We start from the raw sequence: 24,805 nt of genomic DNA on the forward strand, positions 1-24,805 counted from the left end.
ATTTTCCACAAATTTATCAGACAAATTATTGTCTAATTTCTCATGTCATTATATATTTCAAATGCTAGATAAAATCATTCAATTTAGTATACGAAACAAATTCGTCATACTACTATTTACCCTTGTTTTAATAGCTTGGGGAAGCTATTCGCTTAAAAATTTACCGCTCGACGCACTGCCTGACGTTACTAATAATCAAGTTCAGATTATTACAACGGCACCAACTTTGGCAAGTCAGGAAGTTGAGCAATTAATAACATATCCGCTGGAACGAGCTGTAAAAACAGTTCCAGATATTATAGAACTTCGCAGTATTTCCCGTTTCGGATTATCAGTTGTTACCGTCGTTTTTGAAGATGATGTTGACATTTATTGGGCGCGTGAACAAATTTTCCAGCGTTTAAAACAAGCCGAAGAAAATATTCCAGATTATGTTAATTCTCCCGAATTAGCGCCTATTACAACGGGTTTAGGCGAAATTTATCAATACGATGTTTATGCCAAAAAAGGGTACGAAAACAAATACAGCGCGATAGAATTAAGAACAATTCAAGATTGGATTATTATTCCACAATTGCAAGGAATTAGGGGCGTTGCCGATGTGAGTACTTGGGGCGGAAAACTAAAACAATATGAAATTGCCGTTAACCCAAATATGCTGAACAGTCTCGGTGTAACCATCACCGAAATTTTTGATGCTTTAGAAAAAAACAATCAGAACACGGGTGGAGCCTATATTGAAAAAGATCAATACACTTATTTTATTCGCGGAGTCGGAATGGCAAAAGGCGTTAAAGATCTCGAAAATGTTGTTGTAAAAAACAGAAACGGTTCGCCAGTTTTAGTGCGTAATGTAGCGCAGGTTCGTGAAGGCGTTGCTCTTCGCTACGGCGCATCAACAAAAGATGGAAAAGGCGAAATTGTTTCTGGTTTGGTTTTGATGCTGAAAGGAGAGAACTCAAGCGCCGTAGTAGATCGAATTCATGAAAAAATGGCTCAGATTAATAAAAGTCTGCCCGAAGGTGTGGTCGCAGAAGCCTTTATTGATAGAGGAAAACTGGTTGATAATTCGATAAAAACAGTAACTAAGAATTTATTAGAAGGCGCTTTAATTGTCATTTTTGTTCTGATTTTATTCTTAGGAAATCTTCGTGCTGGATTAATTGTAGCTTCTGTAATTCCGTTGGCAATGTTGTTTGCGGTTATTTTGATGAATGCTTTTGGCGTAAGCGGAAACTTGATGAGTCTTGGCGCAATAGATTTCGGAATCATTGTCGATGGCGCCGTTATTATTGTTGAAGCTACGATGCATCATCTGCAGAAAATAAAAAACAAAAAAGAGCTGACTCAAGAAGAAATGGATGATGAAGTCTACAATTCGGCTTCAAAAATTAGAAACAGTGCGGCTTTCGGAGAAATCATTATTCTAATTGTTTATCTGCCAATTTTGGCTCTGATTGGAACAGAAGGAAAAATGTTCAAACCAATGGCAATGACAGTTGGTTTTGCTATTATTGGCGCGTTTGTTCTTTCGCTGACTTATATTCCAATGATGAGTGCTTTATTTCTTTCGAAGAAAACAGAACACAAAGAAAACTTTAGCGACCGAATGATAGCTTGGTTACAAAATCGGTACACACCTTTGTTGAATAAAGCTTTGGAGTTTAAAAAAGTGGTTCTTTCAATTGCTGTCGGATTATTTGCTTTGGCATTTATTATTTTCCAAAATATGGGAGGCGAATTTATTCCGACTATCGAAGAAGGAGATTTGGCCATAAATGCAACAATCATGACAGGAAGTTCGCTTACGCAGATGGTAGAAACGACAACCAAATACGAACAGATTCTAAAAGCCAAATTTCCCGAAATTAAAACCATCGTAACCAAAATTGGAAGCGGTGAAATTCCAACCGATCCAATGCCGATTGAAAGCGGCGATTTGATTATTGTTTTGAAAGACAAAAAAGAATGGAAAGGCAAATACCATAATTGGGAAGAACTCGCCAATGCCATGAAAGAAGAAATGGAAGTGATTCCAGGTGCCAATATTGAGATTTCTCAGCCCATTCAGATGCGTTTTAACGAATTAATGACTGGAAGTCGATCTGATATTGCGATTAAGATTTTTGGTGATGATTTAGAGATTCTAGATGCTAAGGCATCGGAACTAATTTCAAAAATAAAAGGAATCGACGGAATTGGTGATTTAAAAGCCGACAAAGTTACCGGATTACCACAGATTACGGTTAAATACGATTACGATAAAATTGCACTTTACGGACTCAATATTTCAGATATCAATCAAATTATCCGTTCGTCATTTGCGGGTGAAAGCGCTGGGAAAATTTATGACGAAAGTAAACGATTTGATGTTGTCGTGCGAATGGATGAAAATAACCGTGCTGATATTACTGATGTCAGCAATTTGTTTATTCCGCTTCCAAACGGTCAGCAAGTACCGCTTTCTCAAGTGGCTTCTGTTGATTACGAACAAGGGCCGGTGCAGGTAATTCGCGAAGACGGAAAACGTAGAATTACTGTTGGTTTAAATGTCCGCGGACGTGATATTAAAAGTGTTGTCGAAGAAATTCAGGAAAAATTGGATAAAAACTTCAAACTTCCTGTGGGCTATTACGTTACATATGGCGGTCAGTTTGAGAATTTAATTAAAGCTTCGGAAAGACTTTCAATTGCATTGCCAATTGCTTTAGGATTGATTTTGGTGCTGCTTTATTTTACTTTCAAAAGTGTCAAGCAAGCATTTTTGATTTTTACTGCAATTCCGTTGTCAGCAATCGGGGGCGTTTTTGCGCTTTCGCTGCGAGGAATGCCGTTTAGTATTTCGGCAGGAATTGGTTTTATTGCTTTATTCGGAATTGCCGTTTTAAACGGAATTGTACTGATTTCGTATTTCAATCAATTGAAAACAGAAGGAATTTCAAATCCGTTTCAACGAATTCTTATTGGAACCAAAACCAGATTACGTCCTGTTTTAATGACAGCAGCTGTAGCTTCGTTAGGATTTTTGCCAATGGCTTTATCAACAAGCGGTGGGGCAGAAGTACAGAAACCTTTAGCAACTGTAGTTATCGGCGGATTAGTCTCAGCGACTTTATTGACTTTAATCGTTTTGCCGATTTTGTATTTAATGTTAGAGAGATTTAACCGCAAAGAGCGCAAAGATTTACGCGAAGAACGCTAAGAAAAATTTAAAAGAATGAAAAATTTACTATATAATTTAAGAAAAATAACCCTTGTGAACTTCGCGCTTCCTTTGCGAACTTTGCGGTTAAGCATATTCCTATTGGCAAGCACGTGTACATTTGCACAAACTAAAATATCGTTAGAAAAAGCAATAGAATTAGCCAAATCAAATAACATCGACTTAAAAATTGCCGATAAAGAAATTGAAAAACAAACCGTTTTAAAGAAAACCGCTTTTCAGCCAGATCCTTTACAAGTTCAATATCAAGGCGGTCAATTCAATAGCGCCGATTTTGATCATAATGTTTCGGTGCAGCAATTTTTCCCGTTAGGAAATATCACAAAAGCTAACAGGCAATTGCAGGAAGAATTGGCAAAATTAGCCGAAAAAAGCAAAGCATTATCTTCTTATGAAGTAGAAAAAGCAGTGACTTTGGCGTATTATCAATATTTGTACGGCGTTTCGATTCAGAAGCTAAACTCCGAATTGAATGATATTTATACCAAGTTCCTTAAAAATGCTGAACTCCGATTTAAAACGGGAGAAAGCGGCAATATTGAAGTAATTTCTGCGAAAGCCAAAGTGAAAGAAATTGAAACGCAAAAGGGACAATTAGAATATGATTTGGCAATTTATCAAAAACAGCTTCAGTTTTTTGTTCAAACAGATCAAAATATAATTCCAGATGAAACAACTTCGCTGCAATATGCCCTTGTAGAAACTCAGGATTCGAAAGCAGAAAATCTAATGACAGATTTTTATCGGCAACAAATTTCAGTTTATCAGAAAGAAGCTGGAACATACAAAGCTTTGCGAACACCAAAAGTTGGCTTAGGATATTTTGCCCAAACAATTAATACTGAATCATTGTTTCAAGGTTTTACGGCAGGATTACAAATTCCGCTATTTGGAGGTGTTAATACAACGAAAGCAAAAGCGGCAGAAATTAGTATTTTACAGTCGCAATTGGCATTGGATAAAAATAAAATTATCCTGAATTTGCAAAAAGATGAATTGCAAAATAACTTCCAAAAACAGCAGAAAAACTTGGATTATTACCAAAATGAAGGCTTGCAATACGCAAATCAGATTATTGAAACAGCACAAAAAAGTTATGTAAATGGCGATATGAGTTATTGGTCGTATATCAGTTTTTTAAATCAAGCCATTGATATTAAAAAACAATATGCCGAGGCTACACATAGCTACAATCAAAGCGCGATTGAATTGCAATTCCCAACCATCAAAAACAATTAATTATGAAAATTATATTTATGACTTTAACCGAAGATTTAACCGTAAAGCACGCAAAGATAAAACGCAATGTTCGCAAAGGAATTAAGTTTAGCGTCCTTTGCGTAATCTTTGCGCTCTTTGCGGTTAATTTAAGTTGCAGTGAAAAGAAAACGGAAGAGTCAAAAGAAGAAGAAAAGTCAAGTACAGAAGTTGCATTAACCGAATCACAATATAAAACGGTAAGCATTCAAACGGGATTTGTTGAAGACAGAAATCTCAATAAAATCATCAAAGCAAATGGTTATACAACGGTTCCGCCTCAAAACTCTGCTGAAGTTTCAACTTTAATTGGCGGAACAGTCAAAGACATTTATGTTTTGGAAGGAACTTATGTCAATAAAGGAAAAGTCTTGGCAACCATTCAGAATTTGGAAGTAATTGAAATGCAGGAAGAATATCATTCGGCGACAGCGAATATTGAATATCTGCAGTTGGAATACAATCGCCAGAAAACCTTGAGTGATGAAAATGTAAATCCGAGGAAAATATTTCAAGAAGTCAAAGCAAAATTAGCGACGGAAAGAGCTCGTGCACAGGCAGCAAAAAATAAACTGGATGCATTGCATGTTTCTACAAAAGGAAGTTCGTCTTTAGTTCCTATTGTAGCGCCTATAAACGGTTATGTTGGGAAAATAAACATTGCCAAAGGTGCTTTTGCAAATACTGGTGTTTCGTTGTTTGAAGTGGTTGATAATAGTCAGATGCATTTAGATTTGAATGTTTATGAAAAAGATTTAGGTTCAATTTCTGTAGGCCAAGTAATTGATTTTGTATTGACAAATCAGTCTAATAAATCCATTAAAGGAAAGATTTTCGGAATCAATAAATCATTTTCAAACGAAAGTAAAACCGTTGCAGTTCATGCTAAAATCGATCCGGCGGATGCTAAAGGTTTAATTCCGGGAATGTACGTTTCTGCCAATATCAATATTACAAATACAACCGTTCCGGCTTTGCCAAAAGATGCGGTTGTAAAAAATGCCGACAAATACTTTGTTTTTGTACAAGAAGAAGGAAATGCACAAGAAGAGCATAAACATGAAGAAGGAGAAAAAGAACAAACTCATGAAAAAGAAGTTCATTTTAAGGCAATTGAAGTGATTCCAGGCACAACAGATTTAGGCTTTACAGAGGTTAAGTTTGTAGATAAAATTAATTCGGATGCTAAAATAGTTATCAATGGTGCTTTTTATTTGCTGTCTGCAATGAAAGGTGGAGGAGAGCATGAGCATTGATTTTTTTTAAGGTTCTAAGATTCTGAGGTGCTAAGGGACTAAGTTTTTTGTTTATTAAATTGCCTCCAGCTTTAGCTAGAGGTGATAAAATGTCAATTCTAAAGGCTTTAGCCAAACTCACGCATTTGGCTAAAGCCTTTTACTTTGTCCTTAGTACCTCCAGCTAAAGCTGGAGGCAATTAAAGATAAACTTTGCAACTCTGCGACTTTGCGAGATTAAAAACAAATTTTACTTCAAGTAAATTGCCACAAAATGATTAAATTTAGAACATAATTTTAAACAAAGTTTTAGAATCCAAAACTTGTCCCGATAGCTATCGGGATTAAACCTGAAACGCTAAAAATGATACATCAAGATATAGAAGTAAAAAATATAAAAACCAAGCCTAAAGCATCCTGTTGTTGTTCACATGACGAGCCCGTTCACACAGAAAGTAACGGACACGACCACGAAGGGCACGATCATGAACATAATACAGACGGCAGTTTATTTAAATTATTCCTGCCATCGATTATATCGTTTGTTTTATTGCTAATCGGAATTGGGTTTGATCATTATTTTCCACAAAATTGGTTTACCGGAATTGTTAGAATTGCTTGGTATGTAATTGCCTATCTTCCTGTTGGACTTCCTGTTTTGAGAGAAGCTTATGAAAGCATAGTAAAAGGAGATGTTTTTTCTGAATTCTTCTTGATGTGTATAGCGACAATTGGTGCTTTTGCAATTGGTGAATTTCCCGAAGGTGTTGCCGTTATGCTATTTTATACCATTGGAGAAACTTTTCAAGGAATGGCGGTAAAGCGAGCAAAATCTAGTATTAAAAGTTTGCTTGATCAGCGTCCAGATGAGGTTACTATTTTAGAAAACAATATTGCGACAAAAGTCAAAGCCAAAGATGTTCAAATTGGAACCATTATTCAGCTTAAAGCAGGAGAAAAACTTGGTTTAGACGGTGAATTATTGTCGGATTGGGCTTCGTTTAATACTGCGGCTTTAACAGGAGAAAGCAAACCCGATACTAAAAAGAAAGGCGATACCGTTTTGGCCGGGATGATAAACGGAACCACAATTGCAGAAGTAAAAGTAACAACTGCTTATAACGACAGTAAATTGTCTAAAATTCTCGAATTGGTGCAAAATGCTACAACCAAAAAAGCACCTGCCGAATTATTCATTCGGAAATTTGCTAAAATTTATACGCCGATTGTAGTTTATCTGGCAATTGCGATTTGTCTTATTCCAATGCTTTTTGTAGATAACTATGTTTTTGCAGACTGGCTTTACAGGGCTTTAGTATTTCTGGTAATTTCTTGTCCTTGTGCTTTGGTTATCAGTATTCCGTTGGGTTATTTTGGCGGAATTGGCGCAGCGAGTAAAAACGGAATTCTATTTAAAGGAAGTAATTTTCTAGATAGTATTTCGACAATTGAGAATGTTGTTGTGGATAAAACAGGAACAATGACCGAAGGCGTTTTTAAAGTTCAAGAAGTCATTATAAAACCTGATTTTGATAAAGAAGAAATTCTAAAATTGATCAATGTTTTAGAAAGCCGAAGCACGCATCCCGTTGCAACGGCAATTCATAATTACGTTGGACAAATTGACGCTTCAATTGAATTGAAAAACATTGAAGAGATTTCCGGACATGGTTTAAAAGCTTTTTATAATGAAAAAGAACTTCATGTTGGGAATTTTAGACTTCTGGATAAATTCAATATTCCGTACGATCTCGATCCGTCTTCAATCGTTTATACGACGATTGCGATTGCTTACGACAAAAAATTCGCTGGCTATTTAACCATTGCCGATGAAATTAAAGAAGATGCTCAAGAAACAGTTTCTAAGTTGAAATCTTTAGGAGTGAAACTAACAATGTTGAGCGGTGATAAAACAAATGTTGTTCAGTTTGTAGCAGATAAACTTGGAATTGCAAAAGCTTTTGGAGATTTGCTTCCAGAAGATAAAGTCAATAAAGTAAATGAAATTAAAGCAAAAAATGAAACTGTAGCATTTGTAGGCGACGGCGTAAATGATGCGCCTGTAATCGCGTTAAGCACAGTAGGAATCGCAATGGGAGGTTTAGGAAGCGACGCCGCAATCGAAACTGCCGATGTTGTCATTCAGGATGATAAACCAAGCAAAATTGCAATGGCAATAAACATTGGAAAACAAACCAAAAAAATTGTCTGGCAGAATATTACCCTGGCTTTTGCCGTAAAAGCTTTTGTCCTAATTCTTGGCGCCGGCGGACTCGCCACAATGTGGGAAGCTGTTTTTGCCGATGTTGGTGTGGCTTTACTTGCAATTTTAAATGCAGTCAGAATTCAGAAGATGAGGTTTTAATAAAAAATTTTTCAACCACAAATTACACAAATTCACACAAATTAATTCGCGAAAATTTGTGTAATTTGTGGTTAAAATTAAGCTTCCCAATCTTGCAGATTTGTACTTTACTGATCAAACATATAGACTTCCAGTCTATAGCAGTTTAGTTTTTCAATCGATTTAATTGAAATTGTCTTTTGAAAACTGTTCGCAAAACTCTTTTATAGTTTGTCTGACTGTTCTAAATTCCTGTAAAATTTCTTCTTCAGTTCCAGTTGCTTTTGCTGGATCATTAAAGTTATAATGCAGTTTTGTGGCGCTTGAAGGGAAAAATGGACAACGCTCTTTTGCTTTATCACAAACCGTAATTACAAAGTCAAAATCGATATTTTGATATTCATCAATATGATTTGAAGTGTGATTTGAAATATCAATTCCATCTTCTTTCATAGTTATAATAGCTCTCGGGTTTACTCCATGAGTTTCTACGCCAGCGCTGTAAACTTCCGCTTTATTTCCTAAAAAATGTTTTAAATAACCTTCAGCAATTTGGCTTCTGCAACTGTTTCCTGTGCAGAGCACTAGAATCTTTTTTGTCATAATTTAAACGAATAACCAAATGAGATTGATAATGCAGAATTTTGGCTCAAATCCAAAAATGAGTTGCAGTACAATAACAGATGTTGTGATAATGATAGGTTTCTTGTATTTAATTATTTTCTGCTTCATGATTAGCAACAACCCGAATTTGGCGAACAGCTGTTTGCTTCATTTTTATGCAATTCAGTCAAAGCAATTTTCTGTTTTGCTGGAGGAATATTGCATGCATCTTGCGCCAGACAAGCTGTAGTTTTGTTTTTCAATAGAAAATGTGTTCCATTAAACTCTAAATCATATCGGCCAATGGTTTCATTTTGATATTCGACTTCAATTTCAAAATCTTGAATGTTTAGTTTTTCTTCTGATAGCTGAATGATATGTAAAAGTTTGCTTGGTTTCAATCGGTGTTCATAATCATTTGCGTTCCATAATTGGAAGTTTACTGCGTTTTCATTTCGTATAACGCCTCCGCAATCAATAAAGTTTTTTGAAGTGATTCCGATTTCCGTAACATGAAAATGTTCAGGAACAAAAGTTTCATTTTCTAATTGAAATGCAACATTTTCCAAATTAGGAAGTATGTTTTTAATCTCTGATAGTTTCATAATTTTTTCATTTATAGTTATAATGCAATATTGCGATATAGATAGTTAAAAAAATGCTTTAACAGCATTTCTGATTTTTTGTAACGGCAATAATATTCGAAAAATAGGCATTTAAAATAGCAAAAGTCGATTCATCAATACAATAACAAATCGCATTTCCTTCGATATTTCCTTTTATAAGCCCAGCATTTTTGAGTTCTTTAAGATGTTGCGAAACGGTTGGCTGCGCAAGAGGAAGTTCATTTACAATATCACCACAAATACATTCGTTTACCTTCAAAAGATATTCGATAATAGCAATTCTTGCAGGATGTCCTAATGCCTTTGCTATGGTTGCAATCTGATTTTGTTTATCTGTAAAATGTTCTGTTTTAGAAGCTCCCATTTTGTTTAAATTTTAATATAGCAATATTACGATATAGATTTGTTAAAAGCAAATATTTTATTCATTAAAGTAATATTAGAGTTTTTTGGAAAACAAAAAAGCCGATTCCATTGAAATCGGCTTTTAATTTTTCTTTTGAAATCATTTTGGAAGACTATTGTTTCAAATCAACCACAACTTTTTCAATTTTGCCTTGAAAAGTAAAAGGGGCATCGTAAGTTCTATTTACTGGTGTTCCAAAATCTTCTCCAACATCTAAGGTTTCATCTGCAGAGAAACGGCTTGGTACTGTTTTAGGAATATCGCCACTTGCTACTTTTTTGCCATCAACAAGCAAAGTAGCTTTAACCGCTTTTCCGACACCGCCACCTGCATAATCAAAATTTAAAACAAGAGTATGTTTACCTGCTGTTAAGGCAGTTGGCGATTGAATACTCCATTTATGATTTGGATAATGAGAAAAAGCATACGCAAATGTTGGTTTTCCTTTTTGAAGCATTAAAGCCAAACCTGCAAAATAACCACCTTGCGTAATAATCATGCCTTCCTGACCTGCTTTTACTTCAATATCTGCTGTTATGCTAAAAGACGTATTTTTCATGTTAGGCGCCATTCCTTCTGTGATTCGCGATGTTCCTTGGTGAAAAGTAAATTGCGTTCTTCCTTTATTTAGATTCGGACGATTTTCAGGATTTACTCGATCTATATAACGATCGTCAAACGGAAAAACATTGTATTTTTCGGCTTCTTCCATAAAAGCTTTTTGCATTTCTTTTAATTTCTCAGGGTTTTGAGCAGCAATATCTTTCGCTTGGCTAAAATCTTTGGTCAAATCATATAATTCCCATTTGTAATCTTTAACGGGATCTTCAGAGGGAACTGGATGACCTTGCCACGGAAGATTTTTTGGAGTTGTACTCGCCATCCATCCATCTTTATAATAGGCTCTGTTGGCAATAACTTCAAAATATTGTGATTTGTGAGTTTCAGGTGCGTTTGCATTATCAAAAGAATAAACAAGACTTTTTCCGGCCATTGGAGTTTGGTCAAAACCATCTACTTTTTTGGGCTGCGGAATATTTGCGACTTCAAGAATAGTCGGAACAATATCTGTAATATGAGCAAACTGACTTCTTATTTGCCCAATTTGCTTGATTCTAGCCGGCCATGAAATTACCATTCCAGTACGACTTCCACCCAAATGAGAGGCAATTTTTTTGTCCCACTGAAAAGGTGTGTTCATTGCATGCGCCCAGCTTTGCGAATAATGTTCTGCCATCCAAGGACCGCCAAAATCATCTAAATGTTTCAGCATAAATTCCTCAGTATCAACTTCGCCATTTACCAACATACCAATTTCGCTCGTCATACCTTGTCCGGTTGGGTCTTCGGCACTTGCGCCATTATCACCCATTATAAAAATGACCATCGTATTGTCATATTCTCCCAAATCTTTAATTGATTGAAGAATTCTTCCAATTTGATTGTCACAATAGGCTAACATCGCTGCATAAACTTCCATTTCTCGGGCGGCGACTTTTTTCATTCCCGGAGACAATGCATCCCATTTTTGATATTCAGGAGGCGTAGCTGCTAATAAAGCATCAGACGGAATAATGCCTAGTTTTTTCTGATTTTCATATGTTGCAATTCGCTGTTTATCAAATCCCTGATCAAATTTCCCTTTAAATTTTGCAATCCATTCCTTAGGTGCTTGATGCGGAGCGTGCGCAGTTCCAGGCGTATAATAGGCAAAGAAAGGTTTGTTTGGCGAGACATTTTTTTGTGTTTGTATCCAATGAATAGCGTGATCGGCCAAATCTCGGTCCAAGATATAGTCATTATCTACTTTTTCTTCTTTGAAATAAGGATCTACAGGTTTTGTCCCTTCAAATAAAGCGGGTCTAAATTGATGCGCATCGGCACCTAAAAAGCCGTAGAAATATTCAAAACCTAAACCTGTTGGCCACAAATTAAACGGTCCAGCCGGTGTCGATTGCCAATCTGGGACATTATGATTTTTACCAAACCATGAAGTTCCGTATCCATTATCGGTTAAAATTTTACCAATTGTAGCAACGCTTCTCGGCACTAAACTGTTGTAACCGGGATAAGGAGTTGAGAATTCCATAATAATTCCCGTAGCTGCGGTGTGATGATTTCTACCAGTAATTAAGGCAGCTCTGGAAGGAGAACAAACTGCAGTGGTGTGAAAGCGATTGTAGCGTAATCCGTTTTTAGCAAGAGCGTCAAAATTTGGAGTTGGAATAGGACCACCGAAAGTAGAACTTGCACCAAAACCAACATCATCAATCATAATCAGCAAAACGTTTGGTGCACTTGTTGGCGCGCTGATTTCTTTGGGCCAATCTATTGGGTCAGAATCTTTAATTGTCGGGGCGACTTTACCGACTTTTTGATAAGGCTCAATGGGCAAAACAGTTCTGTCGGGCCAGTTTTGAGCATTTATCGTACCAAAACCTAGGACTAAAATTAGTCCCGTGAAAAAAAAGTTACTTTTCATAATATTAAAATGGTATTATATTTATAAAAAAAAGAGTGATAACTTTTTAAAAATCTGTTTGTGAGGAGAATACACTAGTAAATGTACGAAAATTAAATGCAGGCTGCTTAAAAGGTCTAAATATTTGGTAAATAAATTTTTATAAATAATAATGTAAAAAAAGCCCTTTTCAAAACGAAAAGGGCTTTTATGATTTGTGGTTTTTATTGGGGCAAAAAACAAATCATTTTAACTAAATTATTTTGGCATTTCAGGGACAATGATTCTTCTGGTAGGGGTACTGAGCGTTTCAATAAAAGCCAATAAATCACTAATTTCTTCTTTGCTTAAATCCAGTTTTTTAAGCATTGGATCAGTTTTCGGAATTAAAGAATCTCGTGCTGTTCCTAAATACTTTTTTTGAACCGGAGATGGATTCCCTAAATTATACAATTCCACAACATCTAATAAAGAAGGAAAATGACCGTGATGCATCCACGGTTTTGTGTTTACAGCTTCGCGAAGTGTTGGCGTTCTGAATTTGCCAATGTCTTTTACATCTTTGGTTACATTGTAACACCCAAAATCTTCATTTTTTGTTCCGAATAAAGTTTGACCGTCATTATGAAACTGATTGTCGCTGAAATACGGCGTATTGTGGCAATTGATGCATTGCGCTTTAGTTCTGAACAAATGAAGCCCTTTTACTTGCGAATCGGTATAAATGTCTGATTTTCCGCTTACAAATTGATCAAACTTACTTTTCGGACTGTTAATTGATCTTTCAAAGGTTGCAATGGCATATTGAATTCTTTCTAAAGTTACTTTTTTGTCTCCAAAAGCGTCTGTAAATAAAGAATTATAGCCTTTGATTTTAGCAATTTTATCAACAGCAATCGTCAATTTTTCATTCATTTCTAAAGGATCTTGAACAGGAAATTGCGCTTGATCTTCTAGACTTTTAGCTCTTCCATCCCAAAATAAAGAAGTGGCGTAAGCCGAATTTAAAATGGTCATCGAATTGCGTTTTCCAGTTTGACGATCGTGTCCAAAAGAACGTGTCAAATTATCCGTCCAACCTAATTCTGGATTATGACAGGAAGCGCAGGCAATTTGTCCGCTTCTGGATAATCTCGGATCAAAAAATAAAATCTTTCCCAAACTTTCTTTTTCCTTCGAATACGGATTATAAGCTGGATAAGGAACTGCAGGAAGTACACCAATATCTTGAAATGTAGATTTATCGACATTTTCGTGCAATTCCGCAACAGGCCACTTCGAAACGTCACCGCTTGAATACAGTTTTCGCAATTCCTGAATATCAATATAATCAGGTTCTTCGGCACTTTTATAAGCCGTTAAACTCAAGAGGAATAGGATGGGGAAGATTAGTTTTTTCAATTTTTTTGTTTTTAAAAGCAAGAGGAAAGAAGCAAGAAGCAAGAAACAAGAGTTAAAGAATTAACAATTCACAATTAACCATTAATTATAGGTCTTTCTCTTTAGGACAGTCAATCGCTAAAGCGGCTGGTTTTGGATAGGTTTTATTATTATACATTTTGTATTGAGATGTTACAGTTCCTCCAAAAAGAACATCATTGGTCAATTTCAATTCAAAAATAATTTCAAACAAACCTGCACTTATTTCTTTGTATGTTCCTGATCCTGAAATCGCAATACTGTAGGTGTTTTTGTTAGTTCCGGCGATTGTAATGTATTGCGGTATAACCAACACATTTCCGCTTGTTTTGCTGTTTCCGTTTGCAGGGAAAAATTCCAAAGCTGATGTAATATTAAATCCAGGCGAATTTGCTGCGGTGGTACTTTCATTAGAAAACCATCTTTTTAAGTTGAATGAGTTTGTCGTATTGGTTCCAGAAGCAACATTAAATCCAATTTTGAAAGCGTCATGATAAACATCATCATTTGGGTTTGCGGTTCCTTTATCACTGTATAAAATTGCATTTTCATGATCTTTCGTAACAACAACCGGAAACGTAAAAGCATTATAAGCCTGCCAAGCGCAAACACCGCTTTTATCAAACCAAGTTTCTCCGTATGTCAAATAAAACTGATTGGATAAATCATAAAACTTAGAAGCCGGATTTGCATTTCGATCTCTGGTTGATTTGATTGGCTTAATAATTTGAAGAATGGTGTTTCCTGTTGCGTTATAACTGCCTGCATTCACTAATGAAATGGAAGATTCATAATAAACATCATCGTTTTGAATGTTCTCTAAAAGCGTTAAATGATAGGTTACCGAATTGGTACTTTTATTGAAATCGTCATGAGTCAAAGAATAATTAAATCCATTCAGGAATTTGAAAATTTCTAGTTTTTCTAATTCTGAAGCAAAAAATCCGTTTGGGAAATTTACTTTAAAATCAACCGTTTCGCCAACTTCACCTTTAATGATATATTGCGAAACCGGAAAAGTATAATTCGTTGTAATAGTTCCTAAATCAATTTTGAAAGTATCGTTTGGATATTCAGTATTAAGACTTCCAATGTGAATTTCAGGATCTGAAACGGTTTCCAATTTTAAAGAAATACTTTGGTTTGCCGTCCATCTTTTATTAAAAGAAACAAAAATAGTATCGGTCACTTTATTTCCCTGAAACGTTAATTCGTTAACCGGATTGACAGTGAAACTTTCCTTATCACCAGTTGATGATACGGCACTAAAATTTGCTGTTACGGCATTTTTTAGGGAACGTGTTGTTAGAGCAACTGGCACTTTCAAAGTTTTAACCGAATTGTTTACATAACTAGACTGTGGCAATAAACCTCCGTTAACCGTTGGATATTCTAACGGAACATTGTCGCTTTTAACCAAGAAGTTAAAACGTAAATGCGGTTCAATTTCAGAGCCTAATTTATAATCGTCTTTTGAACAAGAAGTCAATAACAAGACTAAAGTTACTATGCTTACTATCTTAATAGGATTCATTTTGCTGTAAGTTTTCATTAAGATTAATATTAAAAGTTGGAATTGGCAGTACATATTTTAATGAAGGATAAGTCAAACTGCAAACGGTTGAAATACAGCCGTCATTTCGTGTAATTCCTTTATGATTGCGCGCCAGATCAAAAAATAAGTGACCTTCAAAACAAAGTTCTTTTCGGCGTTCTAAAAGAATATCTTCTTTTAAATTTGTTGTATTGGTTAATAAAGAAGCTTTGGCGCGAGCACGAATAGTGTTTACGTCAGCCATTGCAAGATCTGGTTTATTATTTTCCAAAGCAGCTTCAGCACGTATTAAATACATTTCGCTTATTCTAAAAGCAACATAACCAGCGTTATCCTGAAATTTTCGTGTAAAGTTGTAATTAACAGGAACTAGAACGCCATTTACTAAAGTCGAAAGATTTGTGCCAATAAATAATTGTTTTCTCAAATCAGTATTCTCATAAAGATTATACAAATCATTTGATGCCACGTATTTGGCATAATTATTTTCGGTAACCCCAAAATAACTTGACATTGATGATGAAACGGTATTTTCTAAATCTTTAGGGACAGAAAATTCTAAAAGCGCTTCAGAAATAGGGAGATCTGGCTGTGTCCATTGTGTTACAAAATTTGAAGTATTTACTAAAGTAATTCCCGAATTTGTAATCACATCATTTGCCGTTTCATAGGCATTTGTCCAGTCTTTTTTGTACAAATAAACTCTGGCCAATAGCGCTTTTGCATTATTTCTGTTGAAATAAGAATAAGACGGTCCGGTCATTAAAGAAGCATCGGAATAATTTGAAATGGCCGTTTTTAAATCTTCAATAATAAAAGAATAAGTCGCAGCAAGCGTTTCTCTTTTAGGGTATTTGATTCCTGTTTTTATAGATTCTCTGCTGTAAACAATTCCTAAATGCGAGGCATCAGTAGTATAACTGTAATTTTGACTGTAAATCTGTGACAAAAGAAAGTGTGCATAGGCTCTGATTGTCAAAGCTTCGGCTTTTATTTGGTTTTTCTCCGCTTCGGTGGCATCGGTTAAAGTAGGAGTATATTCTAAAATTAGATTTGCCTGATTGATAATGTCATAACTTGCATCATAGAATGATTTAAAATTGCTATTGTCTGCGGTATCTTCAAACGAATATACTTCCCTGATATTAAGCGCAGGCGTAATCTGGCCTCTGCTGCTTCCGGAAGATGTTGGTGTAAATTTGATATTACCACCTTGTAAATCAGAATACACGGCAAAACGCTCGCTTCTAACATTTGCTTCAACCTCTACATAAAGCCCTTTTAAAGCTTTTAAAACGCCTTCTTTGTTTTGCAGAAGTTCATCTATAGAGGTTTGAGTTCCAGGTTCTTGTTCCAAGAAATCACTGCAGCTTTGCAATGAAAAAATCAGGATTATTATTGTGATATATTTTAAATAATTCATTGTCTTAAAATTTTGCATTAACACCAAGTGAAATTGTTCGCGCTTGCGGATAGATATAACTGAATTCTCGTATTCCGTTCATTCCTTTCGGACTTTTTTCTTTGTACCAATACAACACATTTGTCGCATCTGCAAAAACAGAAAGATTGTCTAGGAAAATATTTTTGATAGGAACATTATAACTTAGATTGATATTGCTCACACGGAAATAAGTAGCATCATAAACATATTTACTAAGATTTGGCGTTGGAGGAGAACTCGCAACCGCGGATTGAGAAACGATATCGCCTGGATTTCTCCAATGATCATCGGCATTTACTGAAAGATTTCGGTTTACTGTATTTGAATATTTGTCAATAAGGACATCTGGAGCAAAGAAATCACCGCCAAATTGAAAATCTCCTCTAACCGCTAAAGTAAGGTTGTTGTAGAAAGTAAAACTGTTGTGAAATCCGCCGTATGCTTTTGCCTGAGTATCTCCAATTGGCTCCCAATCTGCCACAGTATATAAAGATCTGTAAGTCGCAAGGTCGTAAACTTTGCCATTTTTAGTGACCAAATCTCGTCCTGTAGCCGGATCAACTCCAACCCATTTTATTCCCCAAACTGTTGTGGAGCTGTAACCAATTTTTTGTGCCAAAGCTAGGTCGGCTGTGGAGTAATCGCTTCCTAAACCTTTTAAATCGGTTACTTTGCTGTCTACTGTAGAAATGTTGAACGATGTTGTCCATTTAAAAGCATCACTTTTTACCCATTTAATTCGGGTTGTAAACTCAAAACCTTTATTGTACATACTTGCAGCATTTAACTGAATTGAGCTGTAACCAGTTTCAGTAGGAATATCACGAGTTGTAATCAAATCACTCTTATTATCATAAAAATATTCCAATGAAAATTCCAATCGGCTGAAAACATTAAAATCGATTCCGGCATTGAATTTTGTGTTTTTTTCCCAGCTTAAATCTCCGTTTGGCGCTGTACCAGTCGTTGCACCAATTCCTCCGTTATAACTGTTTTGTGAAATATTGTATAAACCTTTTGAACGATACGAACCAATTCTTGAATTTCCTGTGTTACCGTAACTTGTTTTCAATTTCAAGAAATCAACCCACGAACTGCGGTTAAGAAAATTTTCATTGCTGATAATCCAGCTGGCTCCGGCGCCACCATTATTAGCAACATCAGTGTCATCTCCAAAAACAGAACTTTGATCACGACGGAAATTGGCCAATAAAAAGTAACGTTTTTTATAATTGTAATTGACTTGAGTGAATAATGAAACTCTTGAATTATAGCTTATTTCACCGCCATAAGTCTGATTTGATGTTCGTTCATCTACTGAAGTAGTTACCGGATTATCATCGCGTAAAGCATTAGAAACTGGATTAATCACATACGGATTCACAAAGCCAATTCCGGATTGATAATTAAAATCGGTTTTGTCTTCAGAAAGTTCAAAACCTACAACGCCGTCAATTGCATGATTTTCTGTTAATTGTTTGTCAAATAAAGCCTGACCTTGCCAGTTCCATTTTTTAGCATTTCTTTCATTAATAAGTCGGCGTCCCCATCTTGGATACGTAATATTATCTAAAGTAAATGTTCCAGTGAATTGACCGCTTTCATTTTCGGCAGAAAAATAACGATCCTGATCTTTTTTTGCATAATCCATACCGAAAAGAGTCACAAATTTAATGGCATTGCTAAGCTTATACGAAACACTCAAACTTCCTAAAAGACCATAAGTTTGTGCTTCATTTTTATTTTGTTCGATAGCTGCAAGCGGATTTCCGCGCATCATACCGCTCACACCTAACATTGAATACGAACCATCCGCGTTATACGGAGAAAGAGTAGGCAAATAAGCAAAAGAATAAAAAATATTTGGAGCATCTTTTTGAATAAAACTCGGATTAAGCATTAAATTAATGTCCAGTTTTCCAGAGTTATAACCTAAATTAATTCCCGCATTAAGCTGTTTGGTATTATTTCCCATTTGCGGTTCATCAATTTTTGTATAACTGATGTTGGTGCGATAAGAGAATTTTGACGTCGCGCCAGATACATTAAAATTGTACTTATTGTAAATCCCTGATCGGTTCAATAAGCCAAACCAATCTGTATTTACGCCATTGTAAGCCACAGGAACATAATTAGTTGTAGTGTTTTTTACAAATTCATTTCGAAGTTCTGTGTATTGTTCTCCGTTCAAATATTTAATTTGATTTATAGCCGATGAAACCCCAAGCTGATTCGAGAAGCCAAATTGCATTTTCCCTTTTTTTCCTTTTTTAGTGGTAATCAAGATTACACCGTTAGCTCCGTCAGCACCATAAATACCAACAGCTGCAGCATCTTTCAAAACAGAAATTGTTTCAATATTTTCAGGAGCAATTTTCATCAACGGATTTCCGAAACTTTCCGTAAAATCGCCGTTTCCGCTAAAATAAGAACTATCAATTCCAAATTCTTCGCCCATTATAACGCCGTCAACGATGATAAGCGGTTGTGTCGAAGTTCCGGTTCTAGCGCCAGTTAATGAAGGCAATGTACCTTGTCCGCGAATATTAATTTTCACCGGACCACCAACGCCAGAAGTGTTTTCGACCAAAACTCCAGCAATTTGTCCCGTAATCATTTTATCAACCGATTCAGATGCTTGTTCTACGGCAATATCTTTTGAATTTAGGGTAGAAATAGAACCAACAATTTCTTCTTTTAACTTTTTAGTTCCGTACGAGGAAGTAATTACAACCGGATTCAGTTCGTCAGTTGCTTCTTCAAGATAAAAAGTAAATTCCTTTTTGCTGTTTACTTTTTGAGTTTGAATTTCCATTCCTAAATACGAAGTTTCAAGAACTATGTTTTCAATATTGTCGCCATTTAGCTGATAAATAAATTTTCCGTTAAAGTCAGTTATAGCACCCATTCCAGTTCCTTTTATGCGAATAGTAGCGCCCGGAAGTGGCAGTTTGTCTTTTGCGCCAAAAACAGTTCCATGTATCAATCTTTCTGTTTCCTGAACATTTGGATCAGAAGTTTGGGAAGGAGCAGTGCTGGTCAATAAAACCTGTTTTTTCTGTATGTAAAATGTAATATTTTTGTCTTTTAATAATTGCGTTAAAGCCTTTTCTAAAGTCACATTATTGACATCTAAATCGGCCAATTGTTCAGCATCAATTTTTCGGGCATTATAAATTATTCTGAAATCACTTTGCTCTTCAATCGATTTGATAATTAGGTTTATAGGTTTATTTTTAGCATGTATGGTTATTAATTTATTCTGAGAAAATCCTTTAAAAACAGATATGAGAAATGCTAAGAAAAACAGAATTTTTCTTAAAGCGGGTTGTATCGTAAATGTCATGTTTATTTATTTATCGCGGATTGGTAATTGTAATGGTTTTTTGTTCAATTGAATAATTAAAAGGCGTGTCGCGTTTTAGCAGATCTAAAATGTTTTCGACACTAGATTCGCTTATTTTTATTGTACCGGTAAAATTCTGTCTGGCCAAATCAGAATTTTCGTTGACAATTTCAACGTCATAAGTACGCTGAATAATTTTAGCGATGGTTGAAAATGGAGTGTCTTTAAAAGCAAGTTCACCTTTTGTCCAAGCAGTATAAAAGGCTGGATCAACTTCTTTTATGACGATTTTTTTAGAATTATTCTGCCAAGTTGCCATTTGGTTTGGTTCAAGCAAAATAGAGTTTGCCGGGTTAACAGCTTCAGACATTTGAATGCTTCCTTCCAGTAATGTACTATTAACAGTAGGGTTTTCAGGATAAGCGCTCACATTAAATTTTGTTCCGAGTACTTCAATGTTTGCCTGATTGGCATGCACAATAAACGGGTGCAGTTTATCTTTAGAAACTTCAAAAAAGGCTTCTCCTGTTAAATATACATTCCTGTTTCCATTAATGCCAAATTGCTCCGGATAACGAAACGTTGTTCCCGAGTTTAAACTGACAACAGTGCCGTCTGAAAGCTGAATTTTAAAGCGTTTTCCGTACGGAACTTTTAGGGTATTGTAATTAATATTCTCATCCTGAACTTTGCCAAAATAAATGATTTGATCCGGAAATTTTTTGGCCACTAAATCGCCTTTATCATTTAAAATTTGGCTCTGATTTTTTCCTCTAAAATATTCCAGTCGGCCGTCGCCAAGAGCAAGAACAATTTCTTTTGAAGTTTCAGAAGTTCTGTTAAATAAGAAAAAAGTGGTTCCAAAGCTCAAAAACACTAAAAAGATGGCAGCATACTGCAGATACTGTCTGATTTTGTTTTTTGCTTTGATTTGAATTACCGGAACTGTATCAATAGATAAATCTGTTGCAATTGAGCTTAAAACCCAAGCTTTCTTTGCGTTTATAAATTGTTGTTTATTTTCTTCTGATGCTTCAATCCATTCAAAAAGTGCCTGAACTTCTTGTTCTGAAGCTTCGTTAGAAAGGTATTTATTTAGTATTTCCGATGTCATATTTGCGTTTTAAAACTTCTCGCTATAGTTAGTACACCTCAGAATTAAAATACCCTACCTTTTATTCTTAATTATTATAAATAAGGATAAAAATTAAGAATAAATAATCAGATAATTTGGTTTTTAAAATCTTTAAAGCCTTGGTCATATGGGCTTCAACAGCTTTTAAGGTAACACCCATTTCTTCGGCGATTTCTGCATTTTTTTTATTCTCGAAACGTTTTTTTATAAAAACTTCTCTGGTTTTTGCTGGTAAATCGCCAATCGATTCCTGAATGATGCGTTCTAATTCGGTTAATTCTAAAGTGTCGAACTGAATCGAATTTAAAACTTCGATATTCAGTTCTCTTTCTTTTTGGTTGAGTAGGTCATTTTTGAATTTATCTTTCACTTTATTGTGCCGAATTAAATTCAAGCATTTTGATTTGGCGTAGGTAAACAAGAAAGCCTGAATTCCATTTATAGATTCAACACTTTCTCTATTTTGCCATAAATGCAGTAAAGCTTCCTGAGCAAGATTTTCGGCTTCATCCTGATCGTAAATAAACTGAAAGTTGAAAGATTGTATTCGTCTAAAATATTTATCGTAGAAAAACTTAAATGCAGTTTCGTCTCCTCCCTTGAAGGATAGGAATAGTTCAAATTCAAAACTGTCATTATTGTTCATCAAAAGGATTTTACTTTGGAAAGCAATATTAAGTAAATTTTAAAAACTACTCAGTTTTGCTCAGAAAGTGGCAAATATAAAAGTTTATTTATATTAATTCTAAATAAAATTCAAATAAAGATTGATTCTATAGAATTTATTCAGAATAGGTTTAGTATTGCTGTTTTTTTTAACCGCAAAGCACGCAAAGATTTTAGAATATAGTAACCTCATATAAACGCAAAGTTCGCAAAGCTTTATCTAAAAACTTTGCGAACTTTGCGTATACCTTAGCGCCCTTTGCGGTTAAATAATTTGGCGGTTAAATAACTTTCCGTTTAAAATTCCACCAACCAAAAACAATCAGCAACAAATTAAAAATAAGTAAAGGCAAAAACGCATTTATAAAACTCGTTTCAGAGTTGTCCTTAAAAGTTTCGACTTTAAAATTTTCCCATTTTTCCTGATCGACCGGAGCATCATCGAATATCTTCGGATAAAAATACAAACGCAGTTTTTCGTGAAATTTCGTTGTTTCTTTTAAAAACAAAAGCTGGTTTCGCAAATCAGATTTTGCAATTTCTTTTAACTGAATTTGCGTATGAAGCGTCGGAATAAACTGCGCGATAAACTCACTCGCATGATTTCTCTGTTCCAATTTCGATTCTAATTCTTTAGATTGTACCGAAGATTCATCGTCGCCCATTTGCTGCATGGCGTAATACCAAAGCCAGCTGAACTCCTTATCAGGCAAAGGATAATTTTTAAACTGCGGATAATGTTTGTAGAATTTATCCAACGTTTCCTGTTTGTCCATATCCCATTTTTCATGATAGGCATTTCGTTGCGCAAGCGTTAGTTCTAGGGCTTCGGGAACTTTGTATTTATTAATGATATACGTATTGATTACGGCTGGAAGAATAATAATTAGAAACAGCCAGATGGTCAATAAAATAACGGCGTTGAAGTTGGAGTTTTTGTTAAGAGAAGCAATGAAAAAACAAACCGTAAACCAAAATAAAAGGTACAAAACCGAAAGCCCATAAAACAGAAGAAACGCTTTGTCGACTGGAATTTGTAAAAACAAAACAGCAACTAAAAGTGTTAAAGTTAAAAGCGCCAGTAAGCTTAAAATCCGAATATAAAACAGTTTTAAAATATAGAAAAAGGTATTCGGACTTTGTGTTGCCACGATTTTCCAAGTTCCTGATTCTTTTTCTTCAGAAATGATATTATACGAAAAAGCGATAATCAAAAGCGGAAATAAATACAAAAGCACAAAACTAAAATCGATATTTCCAGACAAAAGATTACTCGGATTATTCAATTCTGAATCGTATTTCTGAGCTTCCAAACCCCGAATAGTAACACTTTGAATCGACGGATTCACATCGCGCTGCCCAATTGCCAAACTGTTGATTGGTAGAGTAGTATTAACCAATGAAAATTTGATGTAATAGAGGAGAAGTCCAATTTCATCTTTATGAAAAGCAGCATTTCTCGCAATATGTTCTTTTTGATAAACTGCCGCTTCAGTAATATTATTTTGTTGTTTTTCCTGAAACTGATGTCCAATCAAAAGGCTTATAAAACCAATGATTAATAAAAAAAGTAAGCCAATTTTGGTTCCTTTTGAACGTATGAAATTTTTAAATAAGAGTGGTAACATATTAAATGGCTTTTAAGTTTTTAGAAGCAATTCGGATCAAAATAAATAACAGAATTATCCATAAAAGAATAGAAATAACAGAAACAATTTCGTTTTTTAAAACGTCCCTGATGCCTTTTGGTTCATAATGAAACTCCTTTACATCGGCCCAGTGTTCCTTGCTAATTGTGAGTGGTTTATCATTGGGCCCGGGTTTTTTATTACTGATGTATTTAACTTGTAATGCGTTCATTTTCTGCGCCATTCCATAACGGTATTTCTCGGCTTGTTTCTGGAAATCGATATATGAATCATAATCAGTATTTGATAATCCCATCGATAAATTCTTCATCGCGATGTACGGATTTAGAAAAGAAACGGCCTTCGAAAAACTGTTTTGTCTGGCATAGATTTTCAGCAATTCTTCTAAATGTTTGTTGTAAATGTTCGAGCTGATTTTCTCGCCTTCGGTCATAATAAATCCAGAATAATTAAAAGGAAGTTTTTGTACCGAATCGACTTTGTAAACTCGTAATAAAGAATCTTTTATTGCTTTATAATGCACATCATTAGGGTTGTGACTGTCGCCTTGTTTCAAAATATCTTTTTCTATGTCGCTGTTAAACTGAATTTTAGAAGGCGCTTCATATAAATATGCTCCAATTGCCTGCGTTGTTCGTGGCAGAATTATGGTAAATAGCAACTAAATTCCAATTAATGAAACTAAAGCTTTTTTTGAAGTTTTACTTGACGCCGAAATCAAAACAGCAACGACACAAAAGAGCATCAGATAAATAAAATGAAACCCAATAAACAACAGCATTTTAATCGTTTCATCTGCCGAAATGGAAAAATTTTGCAGCAGTAACCAGACCAAAACCAAAATGATAATAGTGGGAACAAAAAGCAACATAACGACACTTGCAATTCCAAAGACTTTACCAAATAAAAGCTGTTTCCAGCTTATTCCCTGACTTAAAAGGATTTTTAAAGTTCCGTTTTCTCTTTCGTAAGCCACAGAATTAAAACCGACAAAAAAGATCAATAAAGGCAGTAAAACCTGCAAAACCATAGCAATGCTGATTTCGCCAAAACGAAGCATACTGTTAGAAAATCCAGCTTCAGAGAAATTGGCCGTATTTTGTTTATGTGCTTCAAGGAAAATGGCATTTCCAAAAAATGGTTCCATTCCAAATTCAAAAACGCTCAAAGAGGTACTTTTTCTAAAGGCAAAATTGCCGTAGTGCGCCATTCTATGCGGGTTTTTATCTGGGTTTTTCAACCAGTCTTCGCGGGATTCATGTTGGTATTTTTCGCTTGTTTCGTTTTGGCTTTTGTAATTATCCCAACCCGAAAACGCAGCAAATAAAAGTAAGACGCCAATAAAAAGTGTAATAATATAAATCGCCGAATTTTTAAAAACAGCGTTTTTAAAATGTCTGGCTATAAGGAGTTCTGTATGTAATAATTTCATATAA

The 24,805-nt window shown here is 35.1% G+C and carries 15 protein-coding genes and 1 pseudogene; 3 read left to right on the forward strand and 13 right to left on the reverse strand.

Features of this window, described 5'->3' with window-relative positions; translation table 11 throughout:
* Positions 1-61 precede the first annotated feature (61 nt).
* The 3 genes and pseudogenes from RB619_RS03580 (at position 62) to RB619_RS03590 (ending at position 8,080) form a co-directional block, all read left to right on the forward strand.
* Positions 62-4,462, forward strand: a pseudogene (locus tag RB619_RS03580) (CusA/CzcA family heavy metal efflux RND transporter).
* Between the two features lie 2 nt (positions 4,463-4,464).
* Positions 4,465-5,736: an efflux RND transporter periplasmic adaptor subunit gene (locus tag RB619_RS03585; RefSeq protein ID WP_308094291.1), complete on the forward strand. Its 1,272-nt coding sequence runs from the start codon at positions 4,465-4,467 to the stop codon at positions 5,734-5,736.
* Between the two features lie 343 nt (positions 5,737-6,079).
* Positions 6,080-8,080 carry a heavy metal translocating P-type ATPase gene (locus tag RB619_RS03590; RefSeq protein ID WP_308094293.1) on the forward strand — a complete coding sequence of 667 codons (2,001 nt, stop codon included), beginning with the start codon at positions 6,080-6,082 and terminating at the stop codon, positions 8,078-8,080.
* Positions 8,081-8,242: 162 nt separating this feature from the next.
* Here RB619_RS03590 and RB619_RS03595 read toward each other — a convergent pair whose 3' ends face one another.
* The 13 genes from RB619_RS03595 to RB619_RS03655 all read right to left on the reverse strand — a co-directional run bounded on the left by RB619_RS03595 (position 8,243) and on the right by RB619_RS03655 (position 24,801).
* On the reverse strand, positions 8,243-8,662 hold the full coding sequence (locus tag RB619_RS03595) for an arsenate reductase ArsC (RefSeq protein ID WP_308094295.1): 420 nt from the start codon (positions 8,660-8,662) through the stop codon (positions 8,243-8,245).
* 131 nt (positions 8,663-8,793) lie between these two features.
* Positions 8,794-9,267 carry a DUF6428 family protein gene (locus tag RB619_RS03600; RefSeq protein ID WP_308094297.1) on the reverse strand — a complete coding sequence of 158 codons (474 nt, stop codon included), beginning with the start codon at positions 9,265-9,267 and terminating at the stop codon, positions 8,794-8,796.
* A 58-nt stretch (positions 9,268-9,325) separates the two neighbouring features.
* On the reverse strand, positions 9,326-9,652 hold the full coding sequence (locus RB619_RS03605; protein ID WP_308094300.1) for a metalloregulator ArsR/SmtB family transcription factor: 327 nt from the start codon (positions 9,650-9,652) through the stop codon (positions 9,326-9,328).
* A 154-nt stretch (positions 9,653-9,806) separates the two neighbouring features.
* A complete protein-coding gene (locus tag RB619_RS03610) occupies positions 9,807-12,176 on the reverse strand; it encodes an arylsulfatase (protein ID WP_308094302.1) in 2,370 nt (789 codons plus the stop codon).
* Between the two features lie 237 nt (positions 12,177-12,413).
* Entirely contained in the window at positions 12,414-13,556 is a 1,143-nt protein-coding gene (locus tag RB619_RS03615) for a cytochrome c peroxidase (RefSeq protein ID WP_308094304.1), read from the reverse strand.
* A gap of 85 nt (positions 13,557-13,641) precedes the next feature.
* A complete protein-coding gene (locus RB619_RS03620; protein ID WP_308094306.1) occupies positions 13,642-15,126 on the reverse strand; it encodes a hypothetical protein in 1,485 nt (494 codons plus the stop codon).
* Entirely contained in the window at positions 15,095-16,552 is a 1,458-nt protein-coding gene (locus RB619_RS03625) for a RagB/SusD family nutrient uptake outer membrane protein (RefSeq protein ID WP_308094309.1), read from the reverse strand. Before RB619_RS03625 ends, RB619_RS03620 begins: the two co-directional genes overlap by 32 nt.
* Before the next feature lie 4 nt (positions 16,553-16,556).
* A complete protein-coding gene (locus tag RB619_RS03630) occupies positions 16,557-19,919 on the reverse strand; it encodes a SusC/RagA family TonB-linked outer membrane protein (RefSeq protein WP_308094312.1) in 3,363 nt (1,120 codons plus the stop codon).
* Between the two features lie 10 nt (positions 19,920-19,929).
* Positions 19,930-21,033 (reverse strand): FecR domain-containing protein, encoded by a 1,104-nt coding sequence (locus RB619_RS03635; protein WP_308094313.1) that lies wholly within the window; start codon positions 21,031-21,033, stop codon positions 19,930-19,932.
* A gap of 67 nt (positions 21,034-21,100) precedes the next feature.
* A complete protein-coding gene (locus RB619_RS03640; protein ID WP_308094316.1) occupies positions 21,101-21,700 on the reverse strand; it encodes an RNA polymerase sigma-70 factor in 600 nt (199 codons plus the stop codon).
* Between the two features lie 301 nt (positions 21,701-22,001).
* Positions 22,002-23,348 carry a DUF3526 domain-containing protein gene (locus RB619_RS03645; RefSeq protein WP_308094318.1) on the reverse strand — a complete coding sequence of 449 codons (1,347 nt, stop codon included), beginning with the start codon at positions 23,346-23,348 and terminating at the stop codon, positions 22,002-22,004.
* A gap of 1 nt (position 23,349) precedes the next feature.
* Entirely contained in the window at positions 23,350-24,030 is a 681-nt protein-coding gene (locus RB619_RS03650; protein WP_308094320.1) for a DUF3526 domain-containing protein, read from the reverse strand.
* Positions 24,031-24,801, reverse strand: a complete 771-nt coding sequence (locus RB619_RS03655) for an ABC transporter permease (RefSeq protein WP_308094323.1) — start codon at positions 24,799-24,801, stop codon at positions 24,031-24,033. It lies immediately after the preceding gene.
* Between the last annotated feature and the right edge of the window lie 4 nt (positions 24,802-24,805).

Source organism: Flavobacterium sp. LHD-80 (assembly GCF_030929605.1).
Lineage (GTDB): Bacteria > Bacteroidota > Bacteroidia > Flavobacteriales > Flavobacteriaceae > Flavobacterium.